General features: G+C 40.8%; 19 protein-coding genes and 1 pseudogene. 18 read left to right on the plus strand and 2 right to left on the minus strand.

The features are described from left to right. Positions 1-363: 363 nt before the first annotated feature. The gene (locus PB1_RS07705; protein ID WP_003351723.1) at positions 364-885 is read right to left on the minus strand and encodes a DUF2529 domain-containing protein; all 522 of its coding nucleotides are present in this window, start codon (positions 883-885) and stop codon (positions 364-366) included. Positions 886-1,104: 219 nt separating this feature from the next. Between PB1_RS07705 and PB1_RS07710 the strand changes: the two genes are divergently transcribed. From PB1_RS07710 to PB1_RS07745, 8 genes are all read left to right on the plus strand, one after another. Then, positions 1,105-1,476: a response regulator gene (locus tag PB1_RS07710; protein WP_003351724.1), complete on the plus strand. Its 372-nt coding sequence runs from the start codon at positions 1,105-1,107 to the stop codon at positions 1,474-1,476. Between the two features lie 223 nt (positions 1,477-1,699). After that, complete coding sequence (locus PB1_RS07715) at positions 1,700-2,590, plus strand: class II fructose-bisphosphate aldolase (RefSeq protein WP_003351726.1); 891 nt, start codon at positions 1,700-1,702, stop codon at positions 2,588-2,590. Between the two features lie 172 nt (positions 2,591-2,762). Then, a complete protein-coding gene (gene fsa, locus PB1_RS07720; protein WP_034645110.1) occupies positions 2,763-3,410 on the plus strand; it encodes a fructose-6-phosphate aldolase in 648 nt (215 codons plus the stop codon). Positions 3,411-3,596: 186 nt separating this feature from the next. Next, positions 3,597-4,883, plus strand: coding sequence for a UDP-N-acetylglucosamine 1-carboxyvinyltransferase (locus tag PB1_RS07725; protein ID WP_003351729.1), 1,287 nt, complete (start codon positions 3,597-3,599; stop codon positions 4,881-4,883). A gap of 56 nt (positions 4,884-4,939) precedes the next feature. Continuing rightward, complete coding sequence (gene glpX, locus PB1_RS07730; RefSeq protein ID WP_003351730.1) at positions 4,940-5,905, plus strand: class II fructose-bisphosphatase; 966 nt, start codon at positions 4,940-4,942, stop codon at positions 5,903-5,905. A gap of 669 nt (positions 5,906-6,574) precedes the next feature. Beyond that, positions 6,575-7,843, plus strand: coding sequence for a transcription termination factor Rho (gene rho / locus PB1_RS07735; RefSeq protein ID WP_003351732.1), 1,269 nt, complete (start codon positions 6,575-6,577; stop codon positions 7,841-7,843). Between the two features lie 203 nt (positions 7,844-8,046). Beyond that, positions 8,047-8,247 carry a 50S ribosomal protein L31 gene (gene rpmE, locus PB1_RS07740; RefSeq protein WP_003346847.1) on the plus strand — a complete coding sequence of 67 codons (201 nt, stop codon included), beginning with the start codon at positions 8,047-8,049 and terminating at the stop codon, positions 8,245-8,247. Between the two features lie 242 nt (positions 8,248-8,489). Further along, positions 8,490-9,113: a thymidine kinase gene (locus PB1_RS07745; RefSeq protein ID WP_003351733.1), complete on the plus strand. Its 624-nt coding sequence runs from the start codon at positions 8,490-8,492 to the stop codon at positions 9,111-9,113. 549 nt (positions 9,114-9,662) lie between these two features. On the opposite strand, the gene PB1_RS07750 is transcribed toward PB1_RS07745, so the two are convergent. Beyond that, complete coding sequence (locus PB1_RS07750) at positions 9,663-9,854, minus strand: hypothetical protein (RefSeq protein WP_003351734.1); 192 nt, start codon at positions 9,852-9,854, stop codon at positions 9,663-9,665. 136 nt (positions 9,855-9,990) lie between these two features. Between PB1_RS07750 and PB1_RS07755 the strand changes: the two genes are divergently transcribed. From PB1_RS07755 to PB1_RS07795, 10 genes and pseudogenes are all read left to right on the plus strand, one after another. Next, a complete protein-coding gene (locus tag PB1_RS07755) occupies positions 9,991-10,446 on the plus strand; it encodes a hypothetical protein (RefSeq protein ID WP_003351735.1) in 456 nt (151 codons plus the stop codon). Positions 10,447-10,574: 128 nt separating this feature from the next. Then, complete coding sequence (gene prfA / locus PB1_RS07760) at positions 10,575-11,648, plus strand: peptide chain release factor 1 (RefSeq protein WP_003351736.1); 1,074 nt, start codon at positions 10,575-10,577, stop codon at positions 11,646-11,648. Between the two features lies 1 nt (position 11,649). Further along, on the plus strand, positions 11,650-12,510 hold the full coding sequence (gene prmC, locus PB1_RS07765) for a peptide chain release factor N(5)-glutamine methyltransferase (RefSeq protein WP_003351737.1): 861 nt from the start codon (positions 11,650-11,652) through the stop codon (positions 12,508-12,510). 444 nt (positions 12,511-12,954) lie between these two features. Further along, positions 12,955-13,644, plus strand: a complete 690-nt coding sequence (gene spoIIR / locus PB1_RS07770; RefSeq protein ID WP_034645113.1) for a stage II sporulation protein R — start codon at positions 12,955-12,957, stop codon at positions 13,642-13,644. 239 nt (positions 13,645-13,883) lie between these two features. Further along, positions 13,884-14,942, plus strand: coding sequence for an L-threonylcarbamoyladenylate synthase (locus PB1_RS07775; RefSeq protein WP_003351740.1), 1,059 nt, complete (start codon positions 13,884-13,886; stop codon positions 14,940-14,942). A 229-nt stretch (positions 14,943-15,171) separates the two neighbouring features. Beyond that, positions 15,172-15,466: pseudogene (locus PB1_RS16940) on the plus strand (HAD-IC family P-type ATPase); the annotation flags it as partial. A 63-nt stretch (positions 15,467-15,529) separates the two neighbouring features. Continuing rightward, positions 15,530-16,576: a flavin-containing monooxygenase gene (locus PB1_RS07780; protein WP_003351741.1), complete on the plus strand. Its 1,047-nt coding sequence runs from the start codon at positions 15,530-15,532 to the stop codon at positions 16,574-16,576. A gap of 334 nt (positions 16,577-16,910) precedes the next feature. Further along, positions 16,911-17,462, plus strand: coding sequence for a manganese efflux pump MntP (locus tag PB1_RS07785; RefSeq protein ID WP_003351742.1), 552 nt, complete (start codon positions 16,911-16,913; stop codon positions 17,460-17,462). Positions 17,463-17,591: 129 nt separating this feature from the next. Beyond that, positions 17,592-18,077 carry a low molecular weight protein arginine phosphatase gene (locus tag PB1_RS07790; protein ID WP_003351743.1) on the plus strand — a complete coding sequence of 162 codons (486 nt, stop codon included), beginning with the start codon at positions 17,592-17,594 and terminating at the stop codon, positions 18,075-18,077. Beyond that, a complete protein-coding gene (locus PB1_RS07795; RefSeq protein ID WP_003351744.1) occupies positions 18,055-19,350 on the plus strand; it encodes a methyl-accepting chemotaxis protein in 1,296 nt (431 codons plus the stop codon). The genes PB1_RS07790 and PB1_RS07795 overlap by 23 nt, the downstream gene beginning before the upstream one ends. The last annotated feature ends 42 nt before the right edge of the window (positions 19,351-19,392 follow it).

The following is a 19,392-nucleotide window of genomic DNA, read 5'->3' on the forward strand; positions in this document are numbered from 1 at the left end:
GTACTTGTTTTGTTAGCTTCTTTCAGTTGTTTGAACCATTTATGAGCATTTATTCAGAAAAATGAGCCTTCATTTTCATTTATGAGCCTTCGTTCGGAAAAATGAGCCTTCAATCAAAAAAATGAGCCTTCATTCGATTTTATGAGCTTTGGTTCAAACATATGAGCCTTCGTTTGGAAATATGAGCCTTCGTTTTCATTTATGAGCCTTCGTTCCAAAAAATGAGCCTTCATCCAAATTTATGAGCCTTCATTCACTAATATGAGCCTCCATCCTAAATTATGATCCAGCAGCCTCATTAATTAGCCTTCATCCTCATTCATGAACTTTCCAAAATAAATCATAAACCTTCGTCAGCAAGCATCATTCATATTCAGCAATGATTTCATCAATGGTAAATTTAAGCCCGAAGTAAACAAATAACGCAGCGATCGACGCCGGGCAGCCAAACCGGCCGCCTTCTTCATCGGGAAGCAGACCTTTTACAAGCCTTAAATCGATATGAATATCCGCGAGGCTGGTTAAATCGTCACCGTCTTTTTCTACAGCAGTAGAAACTGCAACAAAGGGAATATTTTTTTCGGATAAAGTCCGTGCGATCTCAACAGCTTCCTTGTCCAGAGAAAAGCGGGATAATAGCAGAACTCGATCCGTTTCTTGTATGTCACTAAGATCAGTCCATTTTTTTGCAGAAATCAAAGGTTCGGCACCCTCTATCGCTTCCGCTTCAACAGCAGCCATTTCTTTTAATCCGCAAATATAAATAGATCCGTCGCCGACAGCTGCTTGGGCAAGCAAGCGGGCGCCATCCTCAATTGAGAACTCTTCCTTGTCCTGAATTCTATTAAAAAGCCCTGATAATTGGGTGGAAAACATTTTCAGCAATTGTATTCGCCTCCATCATTCCATTTTCATAAAAAATGCTATTTAATTATAAAATTTTTTTCGGGCGCGGTAAAATTTGAATCCGATAAGAAAAAATAACGTCAATAAATAGGCAGGAATCATCAGAAAGAAAATAGAATATAGCTAATGAAAGTATACATATATATCCGCCAAAAATCGCTGTCAACAGGGGAAAAAAGATAATAGGAAGGTGAGTTTATGAAAGGAAAAGTGCTAATTGTCGACGATCAGTTTGGTATACGAATACTGTTGAATGAAGTGCTGCAAAAAGAAGGATATGATACATACCAGGCCGCAAACGGAGTCCACGCTATTGAAATTGTTACCAAGTACTCCCCGGATCTAGTCCTTTTAGATATGAAAATTCCCGGAATGGATGGAATCGAAATTTTAAAAAGAATGAAAGTCATTGACCCTGACATCAGAGTCATTATTATGACTGCATACGGCGAATTGGATATGATTCAGGAAGCAAAAGAATTGGGTGCTCTCACTCATTTTGCCAAACCGTTTGACATTGATGATATTCGTGCGGCAGTGAAAAAATATATACCGATTTCGACAAACTAAACAGAAATGATGCCAGCGATTGCAGTTCGCCGAATATATAAATAATTTGAAAAATCAAATCTTTAATAGCATTTCTATTTTCTTTTTGGTATGATACAAGTAAAATTCTAAAGGATCGTTTGACTGAGTTTCAAAAGGTACATATTCAAATATGATGCAGGAAAACCTTTATTTGGTTTGTACGGTTAAAATGAAAACGATCCTCTATTGAGGAGGAAGAAAAATGCCTTTAGTTTCAATGACTGAAATGCTGAATAAAGCAAAAGCAGAAGGCTACGCTGTAGGACAATTTAATTTGAATAATCTTGAGTTTACTCAAGCCATTCTTCTGGCAGCAGAAGAAGAAAAGTCCCCTGTTATTTTAGGCGTTTCTGAAGGAGCCGGCCGCTACATGGGCGGTTTTAAAACTATTGTCAACATGGTTAAAGGATTAATCGAAGATTATAAAATTACCGTTCCGGTGGCGATTCACCTTGATCACGGTTCAAGTTTCGAAAAATGTAAAGAAGTGATCGATGCAGGCTTTACTTCCGTTATGATCGATGCTTCCCATCATCCTTTTGAAGAGAACGTTGAAGTGACTAAAAAAGTAGTAGAATATGCTCATGCGAGAGGCGTTTCTGTTGAAGCTGAACTTGGAACAGTTGGCGGTCAAGAGGATGACGTAATAGCAGACGGAGTAATTTACGCAGATCCAAAAGAGTGTGAAGAACTTGTAAAACGTACAGGCATCGATTGCCTTGCTCCTGCATTAGGTTCTGTTCATGGCCCTTATAAAGGGGAGCCGAATCTTGGTTTTAAGGAAATGGAAGAAATAGGAAAAATTACCGGTGTTCCACTAGTATTGCACGGCGGTACCGGAATTCCATTAAAGGATATTCAAAGAGCGATTTCCCTTGGTACTGCAAAAATTAATGTAAATACAGAGAACCAAATTGCTTCGGCAAAGAAAGTCCGTGAAGTTCTTGCAGAAAACCCAAATATGTACGATCCGCGCAAGTATTTAGGCCCTGCCCGCGATGCAATTAAAGAAACAGTCATCGGCAAAATGCGCGAATTCGGTTCTTCCGGAAAAGCGCAAACCGAAGAAAACTCTCAGATGATTAAAGCTTGAAACCGCCTTTTTTGAGGCGGTTTCATTTCATTTTTACATGGTTGAACATTTCTTCGAATACTTTTGGAACGTGCAGTGTAAAATGTTTTTATAATAATTTAAGGTAATATAATATATTCTATGTAAACTAATGATTCAAAACAGCATCCAACGAAATAAAGGAGGAGTCATTATAAAATTTTTTATTGATACCGCTAACATAGATGAAATTCGCGAGGCCCATTCTTTAGGAATTTTATCAGGTGTAACGACAAATCCATCACTTGTTGCAAAAGAAAAGAACGTTAAGTTTCATGACCGGCTTCGTGAAATTGCAGGTCTTGTTCCCGGTTCTGTCAGTGCTGAAGTCATTGCTCTTGATACGGAAGGAATGATCAAAGAAGGAAGAGAACTGGCTTCGATTGCTCCGAATATCACAGTGAAAGTTCCGATGACCCCGGAAAGCTTAAAAGCAGTTCATGCATTGTCAAAAGAAGGAATTAAAACAAACGTGACCCTTATTTTCAGTGCCAACCAGGCTTTGCTTGCTGCACGTGCAGGTGCAACATATGTTTCTCCGTTCTTAGGACGATTGGATGATATAGGACATAACGGCCTTGAGTTAATATCGACAATTGCTGACATTTTTGCGATTCACCAGATTAAAACGGAAATCATTGCGGCGTCCATTCGCCACCCCCAGCATGTGACCGAAGCGGCACTAAAAGGGGCGCATATTGCGACTTTACCTTACAAAGTCATTCTTCAATTATTTAAACATCCATTAACAGATAAAGGGATTGAAGCCTTTTTAGCAGATTGGAAAAAACGCGGGCAATAAGATTGTGGAATGCGGTCATCAGCCATCCGATCAAAAAAATTTAAAAATTAAATTTTTTTTGGATATCTATACATGTAAAACCGTCATTTCGTGTAAACTATAAACTAGGACAAACTGTCGAAATATACCTTATTTTGTTGGAAAAATATGATAATAAGTGTAAAGCAAGGCAGAAGGGAGTCAATAATGGAAAAGCTAAAGATCGCAGGCGGTTATCCGTTAAAAGGTACTGTTCGTATTAGCGGTGCAAAAAACAGTGCAGTTGCATTGATTCCCGCAACAATTTTAGCTGATTCGCCTGTAACCATTGAAGGTTTGCCTGATATTTCGGATGTTCAAACTTTAAAGGCTTTGCTTGAGGAAATTGGCGGGAAAGTTGAATTTGCTAATAATGAGATGACTGTTGATCCGTCTTCCATGATTTCTATGCCTTTGCCGAATGGAAAAGTGAAAAAGCTGAGAGCATCTTATTATCTAATGGGTGCAATGCTGGGCCGCTTTAATAAAGCAGTAATTGGTTTACCCGGCGGGTGCTATCTCGGTCCGCGCCCGATTGACCAGCATATTAAAGGATTCGAAGCGCTCGGTGCAAAGGTTACCAATGAGCAGGGTGCCATCTATTTGCGAGCCGATGAACTCAAGGGAGCGCGTATCTATTTGGATGTTGTCAGTGTAGGGGCAACCATAAATATTATGCTTGCTGCTGTCCGTGCAAAGGGCCGGACAATCATTGAAAATGCCGCAAAGGAACCGGAAATTATTGACGTAGCAACTTTGCTGACCAATATGGGCGCGAAAATTAAAGGTGCCGGAACGGATGTTATTCGCATTGACGGAGTGGAACAGCTTCATGGCTGCCGGCATACAATCATACCTGACCGGATTGAAGCCGGAACGTATTTAATTCTTGGAGCCGCTGTCGGAGACGGAGTCCTTATTGACAATGTGATTCCGAACCATCTTGAATCGCTGATTGCCAAATTAAGGGAAATGGGTGTCGAGGTCGAGTCAGGAGATGACCAAGTCTTTGTTTCTCCTGCGGAAAAATTGAAAGCAGTCGATATTAAGACGCTTGTTTATCCCGGTTTCCCGACAGATCTTCAACAGCCGTTTACATCATTGCTGACGAAAGCAGAAGGGACAAGTGTTGTCACAGATACAATATATAGCGCCCGCTTTAAACATATTGACGAACTTAGGAGAATGAATGCTAATATTAAGGTGGAAGGCCGTTCAGCAATAGTAAACGGGCCTGTGCGTCTTCAAGGGGCAAAAGTGAAAGCCAGTGACCTCAGGGCTGGCGCCGCTCTTGTTATAGCCGGGCTTATGGCAGAAGGGATTACAGAAATAACCGGCATTGAGCATATTGACAGGGGCTACAGCCACCTTGTCGAAAAACTAAATGGCCTCGGTGCGGCGGTATGGCGGGAAGATTTAAGCCAGGAAGAAAAAGAACAAATGGAAAATGCTTGATCCGGTTCTTCCAAAACGACTGACAGGAACAAACATCATGGGGGAGGAACTTAATGATGGAAAGAAGTTTAACAATGGAGCTTGTCCGAGTTACCGAAGCGGCGGCCCTTGCTTCGGCCCGCTTGATGGGCCGGGGAAAAAAAGATGAAGCTGATGAAGCGGCAACATCGGCAATGAGAGATGTTTTTGATACGGTGCCAATGAAAGGGACGGTTGTAATTGGAGAAGGGGAAATGGATGAGGCTCCGATGCTTTATATCGGCGAAAAGCTCGGTACAGGTTATGGACCGCGGGTAGATATTGCCGTTGATCCGCTTGAAGGCACCAATATCGTCGCATCAGGAGGATGGAATGCCCTAGCTATTTTGGCTGTAGCTGATCACGGAAACCTGCTTCATGCACCTGATATGTATATGGATAAAATTGCAGTAGGTCCTGAAGCAGTTGGAATGATCGATATTAACGCACCTGTTTTGGATAATTTGAAAGCGGTAGCAAAAGCAAAAAACAAAGATATTGAAGATTTAGTGGCAACAGTGTTAAATCGTCCGCGGCACGCGCATATTATTGCCCAGCTTCGCGATGCAGGAGCGAGAATTAAGCTGATCAATGACGGGGACGTTGCCGGGGCGATCAATACTGCGTTTGAGTCAACCGGGGTTGATATTTTATTCGGTTCTGGCGGAGCACCGGAAGGAGTGCTGTCTGCAGTAGCGCTGAAATGCCTTGGCGGCGAGATGCAAGGAAGGCTGCTGCCGCAAAATGATGCAGAGGCAGAGCGGTGTAAAAAAATGGGGCTTGATGTCAATAAAGTGCTGCGCATGGAAGACTTTGTAAAAGGGGATGACGCGATCTTTGCAGCAACCGGCGTTACAGACGGAGAACTGCTTCGCGGCGTACAATTTAAAGGCTCATATGGCTCAACGCATTCCGTTGTGATGCGTGCAAAATCAGGAACAGTGCGCTTCATCGAAGGCCGGCACAGCTTGAAAAAGAAACCTAACTTAGTGATCAAACCTTAAAATTTCTAAAAACGCCGCTATTCCTTACACCATGAGGCTTTATCATAAGGGCCTGACCTCATGTGCATTTATCAATATATAGCACATTTATCCAACATTATGTCCTAAATATTGTGTTATGGGGTCTGACCTTAGGCTTTTTATACGAAAATGTCCGGTAAATAGCAAAAAAAGCAACAACCTTTGACCCGCTAATTTCATTAAAAATTGCAGGTCAAAGGTCGAAAACATTTTCATTCATCGTGGTGGCTGATATGCCATGTAGGTTTGAGACAGCCTTCTCTATTTCTTTTCCTCAAAACCCCTTGTAAAAAATAAGTTGATTAAATTTAAAGAAAAAGGGTAAAATATAATTTGTTTTAGCGAATTTAACAGCATTTATATTAAGGCTCCTTTTGCTGCTATTGCTAACATGGGAACGTTCGTTCTATAATAAACATGATATTCTATAGATTTCTAAATTGCCGTGAATGTACGCTTTGTTTGACGGGAACAGACACAAGCAGCCCGCAGTTTTTCTAAAAGCAGCAATCTTTTGAAAATAGCGTCTTCATTAACCCTCTAGTTGGTGAAAACTTATCTTCTTTTTCCATCCATATCTTCTTAAAACCAATCTCTAAAAAATTCATATGGAGGAAATAATCGAATACGGTAAAGCGTGGTGTCTAAATGGAATTAACTATTTCAAGCTTAGAAAATATGAAATTAAAAGAACTGTACGAGCTTGCTCGAGAATATAAAATATCCTATTACAGTAAATTGACGAAAAAAGAACTGATTTTTGCCATTTTAAAAGCAAGAGCCGAACAGCAGGGCTACTTTTTTATGGAAGGCGTCCTTGAAATCATCCAGTCCGAAGGTTTTGGTTTCCTCAGGCCGATCAATTATTCGCCGAGCTCCGAAGATATTTATATCTCTGCATCGCAAATTCGCCGTTTTGACTTAAGAAACGGGGATAAAGTATCCGGAAAGGTGCGTCCTCCAAAGGAGAATGAACGGTATTTTGGTCTTCTGCACGTAGAAGCTGTAAACGGGGATGACCCTGAATCAGCGAAAGAACGGGTTCACTTCCCTGCATTAACCCCGTTGTATCCAAACCGCCAGATGAAACTTGAAACAACCTCCCAAAATTTATCGACAAGAATTTTGGACTTAATTGCTCCTGTCGGTTTCGGCCAGCGCGGATTGATTGTTGCTCCGCCAAAGGCAGGAAAAACGATGCTGTTAAAAGAGATCGCCAACAGCATTACAACCAATCATCCGGAAGCTGAACTGATTGTATTGCTCATCGACGAACGCCCGGAAGAAGTAACCGATATTGAACGATCGGTTGCAGGTGATGTTGTAAGCTCAACATTTGACGAAGTTCCGGAAAACCATATTAAAGTCGCAGAGCTTGTTTTGGAACGGGCGATGCGCCTCGTTGAGCATAAAAGGGACGTCGTCATATTAATGGACAGCATTACCCGTCTTGCCCGCGCTTATAACCTTGTCATTCCTCCAAGCGGACGTACATTATCCGGAGGGATTGACCCAGCCGCGTTCCATCGTCCAAAACGCTTTTTCGGGGCTGCGCGTAATATTGAAGAAGGCGGAAGCCTAACAATTTTAGCAACAGCTCTTGTTGATACCGGTTCACGAATGGACGATGTCATTTATGAAGAATTCAAAGGAACGGGAAATATGGAGCTGCATCTTGACCGTTCACTGGCTGAACGGCGGATTTTTCCGGCTATTGATATTCGCCGGTCCGGAACGCGTAAAGAAGAGCTGCTCATTCCGAAAGAGCACCTTGATAAATTATGGGCAATCAGGAAATCAATGTCCGATTCCCCTGACTTCGCCGAGAAATTTTTGCGCAAATTAAAGCAAACTAAATCAAACGAGGAGTTTTTCGCTCAGCTTGACGAAGAAATGAAGGCGAAACGCTCTATGTAAGTTGTAAAAACCTTATGGCGGAGCGACTAATACGGCTGCACAATATTGCTGCGAAACACCCTTTAAACTTGTAAAACCTTTCTTGCAAAATGAAGGTCTGGTTGTTATAATAGGTTCAGTGTTTTTTTGAAGATTGCGGTTTATGAAGCCGTAACATATATAACTCTGTTTCGAAAGATTCAGGGCGGAAGGAGATGAAAAGAATGAAAGCAGGAATTCATCCAAACTACAAAAAAGTAATGGTGAGATGTGCTTGCGGCAATGAGTTCGAAAGCGGATCAGTAAAAGACGAGGTGCGCGTTGAAACTTGCTCCGAGTGCCATCCATTCTATACCGGTCGTCAAAAATTCGCCGATGCAGGCGGACGTGTTGACCGATTCAACAAAAAATACGGCCTTAAATAATGATTGGAATAAAACAGGCAAGAAGGTTTCGACGCTTGCCTGTTTTTTATTATTACGATTTCAATATAATATTCAAAACAAAGGGGCTGTCTCATAAGGGTCTGACCCCATGTGCATTTATCAATATATAGCACATTTATCCAACACTATGTCCTATATATTGTGTTATGGGGTCTGACCCTTAGGCTTTTGAGACAGCCCCGGATTTTCATTTGTATGAACGAGGAAGGAGAGGCCGCACCATGTACGTCATGAAGCAAAGCGGATGGATTGAAGTTATTTGCGGCAGCATGTTTTCCGGAAAATCGGAAGAATTAATCAGGCGTGTACGAAGAGCTCTATTCGCTAAACAAAAAATTGCAGTTTTTAAGCCGAAAATCGACAATCGCTACAGTGATGAAGCAGTTGTATCCCATAACGGAACATCCTTTACGGCAACCCCGATTTCCCATTCGACTGAAATTTTTCAGCATATTGACACGGATGTAGATGTTATTGCAATTGACGAAGTTCAATTTTTTGACAAAGACATTGCGGATGTGCTTCAGCAGTTGGCCAACAGCGGATATCGCGTCATCGCAGCCGGATTGGACCAAGATTTTCGCGGCGAGCCATTTGGGGAAATGCCAAAAATAATGGCGATTGCCGAGCAAGTGACTAAACTCCAGGCAGTATGTGCTGTTTGTGGATCACCGGCAAGCCGCACACAACGCTTAATCAACGGTAAGCCTGCTTCTTACGATGATCCGGTTATTTTAGTCGGTGCCTCGGAAGCTTATGAACCGCGATGCCGCCATCACCACGAAGTGCCGAAAACTACAAATGCAAACTCCAATCAGGAAACTTCTGAAACATTGTTATCATAACTTCGTACAAATCTCATTCTGCCTGCTTATGGATATAAGCGGGTTTTTTATATTGAACCGCAACATCTCCAACATGATCGCGATTTCAATTTCATATTGTTTAACGGATTATAGGTTTATGATCATTTTTAAAGAGTAATCCATTGAAGCAAAAGCAGTAACTTATGATAGTTGGATTAATCATGATAAAGACAAATTAGAAATAGTCCGTTAAGGATTTTCAATACACTTAACTACCGTCAGCTACCAGCGGACAGAACGTTAACTAACGAGAGAAAGAATCAAAAAATGGAATATTCACATTATGCGAAATTATTTTTATGTAAAGTCAAAAATAAAAAGAGGCTGAAGAGCCTCTCATTAATAGCAAGTATTTACTGATTACAATTTCTCTACTGCCGGACTTCCTCGCTCCCTATAAAGTTTTTCCCCTTTGGTTTCAAGAAGGAGAGGTGGATCACCTATACGATCTGACATATGATCCAATATTTTTAGATTAAAAGGAAATAAATTGCAAATTGTAAATAAGGACTACTACCGCTTATAGCTTTATGTCTTTTTTTTATTAATACCATAATTATAGTTCATTTTTTGGAAAATTTTATTAGCTTTTTCAATCTTTGTTTCATCTTCAATATCAATGCCAATATAAATGGATGGCTCATAAAAGCTTGAAATTGGATCATAAATGGTTAAAATTTCCTCATTTAATACAAGCATTACTTTGTTCAGAAGTTGCATGCACTTTTCATACTGCTGTTTTTTAGTTTTGAAAAAACTGATTCAAGAACAATTTCCCTTAAATTTTTTCCCTAAAATTGGCCTAATGACACCTCCGTGAATGTGGAAATTCTAATAATGGAGGTGTAAATAAGCAATGAAAAAAGCGATCTATATGATGTTCTTGCTGCTTATATTGATAACGGGGTGCAGACAAAATGCTGCAGACGGCTGGATTTACGGCCAAAATGATAAAGATGGAGCACGTCTCATAACAAGCCGTAAGGAAGCACTGCAAAAAATAGATATCGACAACGACCCACGCATGGATCGGACGATGAGCGATCAAAACCCGAATTTTGTTAATTTCAGCGGCAACCGCAACGATATTGGAAAAGATGTCGAAATGGCGCGCCAAGTAGTGAAACAGACGAAAGAATTTGAGCCCGGCCCGATTTGGGTAAATGGAGAGGATATGTGGGTTACTGTTTATAAAAAAGGAATGCTTTCCGAAAGAGATCAAATGGACGCACAATCCCGCATCCATAAAATGTTGCTGAAAGCTTTGCCCCGTTATGACATCGAAGTCAGAGTCCGGGAAGACCGGACTTAGTGATGGTGGAGCACTCGAATTTTTGAAAAATTACCAACTCGACAGGCATTTTTCTTGATTTCGTTTTGACTGTGTCTTTCACCTATACTATAATTAGAATGTTATGGAACAAAATGAGGTGAATGACTGTGTTCGATCGACTTCAAGCTGTTGAGGACCGCTACGAAAAGTTAAATGAACTTTTAAGTGATCCTGAAATTGTAAATGATCCAAAAAAACTGCGGGAATATTCAAAAGAGCAGTCTGATATACAAGAAACCGTGCAAACGTACCGTGAATATAAAGAAGTAAAAAAGCAGTACCAAGATGCAAAAGCGATGCTTGAGGAAAAACTTGACCCGGAAATGCGCGAAATGGTAAAAGAAGAAATCGATGAACTTGAAGAGCGCATTGAAAATCTTGAAGAAAAGCTGAAAATCCTCTTATTGCCGAAAGATCCTAACGATGATAAAAACGTTATTTTTGAAATCCGCGGTGCTGCCGGCGGGGATGAAGCGGCGCTGTTTGCCGGAGACTTATACCGGATGTACAGCCGTTATGCGGAAATGAAGGGCTGGAAAACAGAAGTGATCGAAGCAAGCCCCACCGGTTTGGGCGGCTATAAAGAAATCATTTTTATGATTTCCGGGAAAGGCGCTTATTCGAGGCTGAAATTTGAAAATGGAGCACACCGTGTTCAGCGTGTCCCTGAAACGGAGTCAGGGGGGCGTATTCATACGTCAACTGCAACGGTTGCATGTCTGCCCGAAGCAGAAGAAGTTGAAGTTGAAATTCACGAAAAAGATATCCGCGTTGATACATTTGCGTCAAGCGGACCGGGCGGACAAAGTGTAAACACGACCATGTCGGCTGTCCGCCTTACCCATATACCGACAGGAATCGTCGTATCCTGCCAGGATGAAAAATCACAAATTAAAAACAAAGAAAAAGCTATGAAAGTTTTGCGTGCCCGTATTTATGATAAATACCAGCAAGAAGCGCAGGCAGAATACGATCAACAGCGTAAATCCGCAGTCGGTACCGGTGACCGTTCGGAAAGAATCCGTACGTATAATTTCCCGCAAAACCGCGTCACGGACCACCGCATCGGCTTAACGCTTCAAAAACTTGATCAAATCCTTGAAGGAAAGCTTGATGAACTGATTGATGCGTTAATTCTTGAAGACCAGTCCAAGAAACTGGAAAGCGCGGGTGAAGTATAAAATGGTAAAAGTGTTTGAAGCCCTGAATTGGGCTTCTTCTTTTTTAAAAAAACATGGGCGTGACGAAAATGCTGGAGAAATATTGCTGCGCCATTATACGAAAATGGACCGGTCCCGGCTTCTCGCCGAACTGAAAATGGATCTGGACCTTGAAACAGAGAACCTTTTTCAGGAAGCTGTTTTGCTTCATGCAAACGGAAAACCGGTTCAATATATTACAGGTGCTGAAGAATTTTACGGCAGAACATTTTGTGTGAGCGAAGCCGTCCTTATCCCAAGACCTGAAACAGAAGAACTCGTTTTTGGTGCGCTAAAGCGAATTGAAAAATTTTTTCCGGGAAAAAAAAAGCTTGAGCTTCTTGATGTCGGTACGGGCAGCGGAGTCATTGCCGTTACAATGAAACTCGAATTTCCCGATTTAACGGTAACCGCATCCGATCTATCAAAAGCAGCTCTCCATGTTGCGGAAAAAAATGCTTCTCATCTCGGTGCATCCATTCATTTTGTACACGGAGATTTATTACAGCCTTTTATCGAGTCCGGAAAAAAATTCGATATCATTCTTTCCAATCCACCCTATATTCCTGTCGGAGATTTGGCCGTGTTGTCCGAGATTGTGAAAGGCCACGAACCGCATCAAGCTTTGTTTGCCGGTGAAGACGGACTTGATATATATAGAAGATTGACAAAGGAACTGCCATTTGTAGTACGTGAAAAAGCGCTCATAGGCTTTGAAATTGGAGCGGGTCAGGGAAAAGCAGTTGCAAAGCTTTTACAACAGGCTTTTCCGAATGCTGCGGTGGAAGTAGTTAACGATATAAACGGCAAAGACCGGATCGTTTTTGCCAAAATTAACAACTAGCTCCTTGCTCTTTGGGTAAGGGGGTTTTTTAGCTTTGTAAATGTCATTGGATTCGTTGAATTATCCGTCTGAATGGAGATTTTTTCGTGAAAAAAGCCGATTTTTAGCTTGAAAGAGCGATTTACAACAAGATCAAGGGAATGTTATACGCCTTAATTTTTATTTATGAGCCTTTAATTTGATATATGCGCCTTAATTCTCGTTTATGAGCCTTTAATTTGAGATATGAGCCTTAATTTTCGTTTATGAGCCTTTAAATTCATATATGAGCCCTTAATTGGTTTTATGAGCCTTTATTTCAATTTTTGAGCCTTCGATCAAATTTATGAGCCTTCATTCCAAAGACCGTGCCTTTTTAAAAGTTTTCTAGAAATTTTTTCATTTTACTAGTTTAACAATCTGGCATTTTGTCCACACTGAGGCTAGGAAGGGACGGTGCTGGATATGAAAACAAAAACAATCTCAATTACTTATGTTATTCTATTATCGATTGCAACGATTTTACATTTATATATGCCAAAGACGGAAGCGGTCGCTAATGAAGCGATTGTCATCCCAGATGAAGCGATTCGTTTACGGATCCTCGCCAATAGCGATTCAGAAGCTGATCAGGCCTTAAAGCGAAAAGTGAGAAATGCGGTAAATGCAGAGATTACAAAATGGGTGGAAGAGTTAACCTCTATTGAAGAGGCAAGAAGCTTAATCAAGTCGAGGCTTCCGGAAATCAAGCAAATTGCAGAAGAAGTTGTCGAAAAAGAGCATTCTTCTCAAGCAGTAAAAGTAGAGTTTGCTAAAGTTCAATTCCCTACAAAACTTTACGGCCAATTTCTTTATCCGGCCGGTGAATACGAAGCCATTTTAATTACATTGGGAGAAGGAAAAGGGGCCAACTGGTGGTGCGTGCTATTTCCTCCATTGTGTTTTCTTGATTTTTCAAACGGAGTAGCAGTAAGCGACGAAAAGAATAAGGAAACATCAGAAAAGGCAGAAGGAAAAAATAAAAAAATTGCTGTAACAGGCGAAGCGAAAACGACGGAAGAAGAGAAGCCTGCACTTTATACAGCTAAAGATGAAGAACCGGTTAAAGTAAAATTCTTTCTAGTAGAACTGTGGGAAAAGATTTTCAAATCTTAAACAAGTTTTTATCTGTGGATAACTCTTAAATTTAAAAGCGAAAATTTGTGAGGTTGTGGATACAACCATAAAGTTATCCACAAATTTACCTTTGTTATACACAAATTGTGGATAAAAACTTGTGTTCCCCTTTATCTTCTTTTATACTTTCAAAGGATAATAGATTCTAAATACCTGTAAAACCAATATTTTTTTGAAAGTGACAGGCATTTAGACCTAAGGATAAAAGGTGGATGAAAATGAAAACACAATTTTGGTTTGTGGACAAATCTGTGGATAATATCGAAAATTATCCACAAATTTCACAAGCAGCTGATTTGTTAAAAAAAAATGAAGTAATTGCGTTCCCTACGGAAACTGTATACGGCCTTGGCGGCAATGCGGAAAGCGATGAAGCGGTACAGAAGATTTTTGAAGCAAAAGGCAGGCCGTCTGATAACCCGTTAATTATCCACATAGCTGAAATAAGCCAATTAAATCGTTTTGCCAAGAACATTCCTGAAAATGCAAAAATATTAATGGAGACATTTTGGCCGGGACCGCTGACGCTTGTCTTAAACAAACGGGATGGATTTCTATCAGAAAAAGCGACAGCAGGATTGTCAACTGTTGCGGTGCGAATGCCCGATCACCCTGTCGCACTTGCGGTGATTAAGGAATCCGGGCTTCCAATTGCAGCACCGAGTGCGAACCGTTCAGGAAAACCAAGCCCGACAACGGCAAAACATGTCGCTGATGATTTAGATGGGCGGATTGCCGGCATCGTCGACGGCGGACCAACAGGTGTCGGAGTAGAATCAACGGTGCTTGATTGTACAGAACCGGTTCCGGTCATTTTGCGGCCGGGCGGAATCACAAAGGAACAGATTGAGAAAGCCATTGGCCCGGTTAAAGTCGATCCTGCTCTGCTTGATACAGGACAGGCTCCGAAATCACCCGGGATGAAATATCGGCATTACGCTCCAAATGCACCTTTTTATTTAGTGGACGGAAGCCGGGAGTATATCCAAAAATTGATATCAGAAAATCAAGCCAAGGGGCTGAAGGCAGGCGTCCTGACGACAGAGGAAGGAAAAAGGTTCTACGATGCCCATCTGGTTCTTGCATGCGGCAACCGCTCAAACATTGAAAAAGTTGCAAGTTCACTTTATGAAACATTGCGGAAATTTAATGAATCGGATGTCGATATAATATTTAGCGAAATGTTCCCGGAAGAGGGCGTCGGACAGGCAATTATGAACCGCCTTTTAAAAGCGGCCGGTCACCGGGTCTTGACAGAATTTCAAAAGATGGATTGAGAATTCGGATTTCGTTTAGCCTCAGATTTTTCAGAACATGGGATGAACAAAACCGCATTTTTTCATGCGGTTTTTTCATTATTAATGAGCTTTTTTTAAAAGAAAGTTAACGTTAAGAAGCAGAAAAAGTCATTGGATTAGATGTACTGTCGCTCCAAAGCTTGTCAGGGCTAACCAAGGTGCTTGCGCTTTAGATATATATGTCTAAAATTTCATTTGGTGTTAATGCGGTTGCGCTGAGAATATACTAGGTATTATCACTGTTGTTGATACCATTCGCGAGACAACGGTAAAAGTATTACAAGGGCTTAAAAGTGTGGGTGATGAGCAAATAGTAATGCTCAACGGGTGATAACAAAGGAACTGTTGAAATAATAGCTTATCAAACAGGTGTCAATCGTTATTTTGCCGAACTATTGCCAGAAGACAAGGTAAAAGCCATTAAACAGTTACAAGATGAAGGGAAACTGGTTGCAATGGTTGGTGACGGTATAAACAATGCTTCTACTCTTGCGACAGCGAACTTTTAGCCTTAGAATTATTAAGACGGGGAAATGAAAGTCTAACTCTTTTTGGAGATGGTTGAAATGCAACAAAACGTTGATGTTCTTGTTATCGGTGCGGGTCAAGCGGGATTAGCGATGGGATATTATTTGAAACAAAAGAATATATTGTTTGCCATTGTTGGCAAGGAAAATCGAATCGGAGATGTTTGGAGAAATCGTTATGATTCCTTAGTTCTTTTTACTCCTCGTTGGTTTAGTTCCTTGCCAGGAATGGCTTTAATGGGAGACCAGAACGGAAATGCAACCAGGGACGAAATTGCCGATTATTTAGAGGATTATGCTCAGAAATTTGAGTTGCCTGTTCATCTGAACAAAGAAGTCATTTCCGTTCATAAAGAAAATGGGACTTTTAAGGTCACAACCAACAATGGTAATTATGTAGCAGAGAAAGTGGTTGTGGCAACGGGTCCTTTCCAGAAGCCATACATTCCACCCTTTGCAGATAGTTTATCCGATAATGTATATCAAGTGCATACATCCCGTTATTTGAACTCATCTCAATTACTAGAAGGCTCTGTTTTGGTAGTCGGTGCGGGAAATTCAGGGGCGCAAATTGCTGTTGAACTGTCCAAAGACAGAGAAGTTTTTTTATCTGTAGGTCATAAAATGAAGTTCTTTCCACTTGAAATAATGGGTAAAAGTATTTTCTGGTGGTTTAAAAAATTGGGTTTATTAAATAGCAATATCAACAGCAAATTAGGTCAGATTATCAGTAAACAAAGTGACCCCATTTTCGGGAAAGAACTCAAATACTTAATTCAAGAAGACAAAATCAAAGTTAAACCCAGAACGGAGAGTATTTCAGAGGATATAATTTATTTTCAAGATAACAGTCAAATTCAGGTTCAAAATCTGATTTGGGCAACTGGATTTTATTCTGATTACAGTTGGATTCAAATTCCAAATGTTTTAGACCATAAAGGGAAGCCTGTTCACAACAGAGGAGTAACTTCTGTAAAAGGATTGTATTTCTTAGGATTGCCGTGGCAGTATCGAAGAGGATCCGCTCTTATTGGAGGCGTAGGTACTGATGCAGAGTATTTAATAAATGATTTTTTTAGCCATTGAAGGTGAAAGGTATTACGTGAAATACCTGCTTTAGGAGCAATAAAAGCATAGTTTCCTGTTTCTAGTGCCATCCGAACATATTTCTTTTAGATATGATCCGTCAATCTAACTTATGAGCCTTCATTCAGATAAATGCTCCGTCATTCAAATTTATGAGCCTTCACACCGATATATAAGCCGTTGAACACAATAATAAGCTTCCGTCCCCAATACTTGAAAAAAACCGGGTTATCGAATGCACGCCCGGTTCTTTTTTATAGCCGATTCTAATCAGATTCTATTTTCTCTTGGACGTGCATATATTGAATTAGCATGTCCAAGGGGGCGAAAATAGATGGCACCAATGATTGGAGAAGTTTTAGCTTTAACATTAATGGCATTCGCCTTGGGAATGGATGCCTTTTCCGTCGGCCTCGGAATGGGGATGTTCAAACTCCGGCTGAAGCAAATTTTTAAAATCGGAATTACAATCGGGATGTTTCACGTATGGATGCCCCTCTTAGGGATCACTGCGGGCAAATTTTTGTCAAATCAATTTGGAGCCATTACCGGTTATATTGGCGGATTGCTCCTTCTTGTTCTCGGGTTGCAAATGATTTTGGCCAGCTTTCAAAAAGAAGAAAACAAATTTATTACACCTGTTGGCTTTGGCTTGCTTTTTTTTGCACTAAGCGTAAGCCTTGACAGTTTTTCTGTCGGATTAACATTAGGGATATTTGGAGCAAAGACGATTCTTGTCCTCATTTGTTTTGGCGGAGCGGCAACCATACTGACATGGACCGGCCTATTAATTGGCCGTAAAGTCCAGGGCTGGATAGGTACATATAGTGAAGCACTCGGAGGAAGCATTTTGCTTGTTTTCGGGATTCAGCTTCTTCTGCCTTAAACATACATAACAGAAGCAGCAAGCAATCACTTCATTTATTTTTTTTATGTAAAATTTTCAAAAACTTCATAAAGAGAGTCTATTGAAATACTTAAATTTGGCTTATAATGAAAAAAAAGGAGGTATTCCATGACTCGCATTTTATTTATATGTACAGGGAATACGTGCCGAAGTCCGATGGCTGAAGCTTTTCTAAAAAGCAAATCCATTCCCGGTGTTGAAGTCAAGTCGGCAGGTGTCTTTGCCGTTAATGGTAGCGAGGCATCTCCAAACGCAAAAAAAGTGCTGGAAGAAAACAACATCGAATACAATCATCAATCTACTTCATTGACGAATGAATTAATTGGATGGGCTACACACATTTTAACAATGACATCAGGACATAAAACTTCTGTGATCAGCCAATTTCCGGAAGCCGCCGGAAAAACATTTACGTTAAATGAGTTTGCAAACGGCAAGGCAAGTGATATTGCAGATCCTTTTGGCGGTTCGATCGAAGCATACCGGAAAACGTTTACTGAAATAAAAAAAGCAATTGAGAAATTGATTGAGAATCTAGAAAAAGATTGTACTAAGTTTCAGGGGGAAAATGATGAAGGAGAAAAAACGTTATAAGTTCGGGCTAAAAAAGAAACTAGTTTTATTCACAACTATTCTTGCTGTTATTACATATACAACGAGTGCATTTTTTATTTATGTACTTTATCCCTTGATCAATGACTTCATCGGGATAGGAGAAATGGTTTTTACGATTACCACACTTTGTTTAGGCATTATTTGGTCGGGTATTTTAGCATATTTCGCAGCAGGCTTCATTACGAAACCACTTCAAAAACTTGAAAAAACGGCGATAAAAGCAGCCCAAGGAAATATACAAGATGATGTAGAATTATCTAAATCGGATGATGAAATCCGCTCACTTGGCATGGCTTTCAATCATATGCTGTTTTGTTTAAGAGAAATGGTTCAGAGCATTGAAGAGAATTTCCGTGAAACAAATGAGAAAGTCATCTCCATTTCTCAAGAATCAGCCGCTGCTGCTGACCAGGCTAAAGCGATTGCCCGGACGATAAACGAAATTTCACAAGGTGCCGATAATTCCGCCGTTTCTATTCAAGCGACTGCTGAATCCGTTGAAGATGTGATCAGAATTGCCGAACAAGTTCAGGAAAAAGCGAAAGCTTCCGGCGACGTTTCGAAAGAAATGGTAAAAGATCTTCAGGAATCGAAAAAAGTGATCCATTCTTTGATTGCCGGAATCGAACGCCTCGCAAAAGAAAACCAGGAATCTTTGCATACGGTTAAGCGACTCGAGGAAAATGCAGCAAAAGTTGAACAAATCATTCAGCTGGTCGGGGATATCGCCGCTCAAACAAACCTGCTTGCGCTCAATGCGTCGATCGAAGCGGCCCGGGCAGGCGAGCATGGGAAAGGGTTTGCAGTCGTGGCGGAAGAAGTACGCATCCTTGCAGATGAAAGTGCTAAGGCTGTTCAGGGAATCTCGGATCTTATTAAAAATATTCAGCAAGAAGTGCAAAATGTTGTAAAACAAATTGCTGAACAAGTTGAAACCGCCAACGAAGAAGTGTCAAAAGGGACAAAAACAAACGAAGCCATTGAAGAAATGACAAAAACTGTTAACGAAATGGCGGAATCCGTTGAAACAATAACAGAATTGGTTGACCAGCAAATGGCAAGCATCATGCATACTTCCACACAATCACAGGAAGTTGCCGCCATTGCAGAAGAAACTTCAGCAGGCGCCCAGGAAGTGGCTACTGCTACACAGCATCAGACAGAAGTTATCGCCAATGTCGAAAACCTTGCTGTTGAGCTAAAAGAACAGGCTGAAAAACTAAAAAGCACCATTACAAGGTTCAAGCTATAAGATACAACTCTCATCCAAGAAATATTAACCTGCTATTCAAGG

Source organism: Bacillus methanolicus PB1 (assembly GCF_000262755.1).
In the GTDB taxonomy this organism is placed as follows: domain Bacteria; phylum Bacillota; class Bacilli; order Bacillales; family Cytobacillaceae; genus Bacillus_Z; species Bacillus_Z methanolicus.

What these genes read in the sequence shown, in the direction of transcription:
- PB1_RS07710 (WP_003351724.1), top strand. Translation starts at nt 1,105, where the DNA reads ATGAAAGGAAAAGTGCTAATTGTCGACGATCAGTTTGGTATACGAATA.
- PB1_RS07715 (WP_003351726.1), top strand. Translation starts at nt 1,700, where the DNA reads ATGCCTTTAGTTTCAATGACTGAAATGCTGAATAAAGCAAAAGCAGAA.
- PB1_RS07725 (WP_003351729.1), top strand. Translation starts at nt 3,597, where the DNA reads ATGGAAAAGCTAAAGATCGCAGGCGGTTATCCGTTAAAAGGTACTGTT.
- glpX (WP_003351730.1), top strand. Translation starts at nt 4,940, where the DNA reads ATGGAAAGAAGTTTAACAATGGAGCTTGTCCGAGTTACCGAAGCGGCG.
- rho (WP_003351732.1), top strand. Translation starts at nt 6,575, where the DNA reads ATGGAATTAACTATTTCAAGCTTAGAAAATATGAAATTAAAAGAACTG.
- rpmE (WP_003346847.1), top strand. Translation starts at nt 8,047, where the DNA reads ATGAAAGCAGGAATTCATCCAAACTACAAAAAAGTAATGGTGAGATGT.
- PB1_RS07745 (WP_003351733.1), top strand. Translation starts at nt 8,490, where the DNA reads ATGTACGTCATGAAGCAAAGCGGATGGATTGAAGTTATTTGCGGCAGC.
- PB1_RS07750 (WP_003351734.1), bottom strand. Translation starts at nt 9,854, where the DNA reads ATGCAACTTCTGAACAAAGTAATGCTTGTATTAAATGAGGAAATTTTA.
- PB1_RS07755 (WP_003351735.1), top strand. Translation starts at nt 9,991, where the DNA reads ATGAAAAAAGCGATCTATATGATGTTCTTGCTGCTTATATTGATAACG.
- prmC (WP_003351737.1), top strand. Translation starts at nt 11,650, where the DNA reads ATGGTAAAAGTGTTTGAAGCCCTGAATTGGGCTTCTTCTTTTTTAAAA.
- spoIIR (WP_034645113.1), top strand. Translation starts at nt 12,955, where the DNA reads ATGAAAACAAAAACAATCTCAATTACTTATGTTATTCTATTATCGATT.
- PB1_RS07775 (WP_003351740.1), top strand. Translation starts at nt 13,884, where the DNA reads ATGAAAACACAATTTTGGTTTGTGGACAAATCTGTGGATAATATCGAA.
- PB1_RS07780 (WP_003351741.1), top strand. Translation starts at nt 15,530, where the DNA reads ATGCAACAAAACGTTGATGTTCTTGTTATCGGTGCGGGTCAAGCGGGA.
- PB1_RS07785 (WP_003351742.1), top strand. Translation starts at nt 16,911, where the DNA reads ATGGCACCAATGATTGGAGAAGTTTTAGCTTTAACATTAATGGCATTC.
- PB1_RS07790 (WP_003351743.1), top strand. Translation starts at nt 17,592, where the DNA reads ATGACTCGCATTTTATTTATATGTACAGGGAATACGTGCCGAAGTCCG.
- PB1_RS07795 (WP_003351744.1), top strand. Translation starts at nt 18,055, where the DNA reads ATGAAGGAGAAAAAACGTTATAAGTTCGGGCTAAAAAAGAAACTAGTT.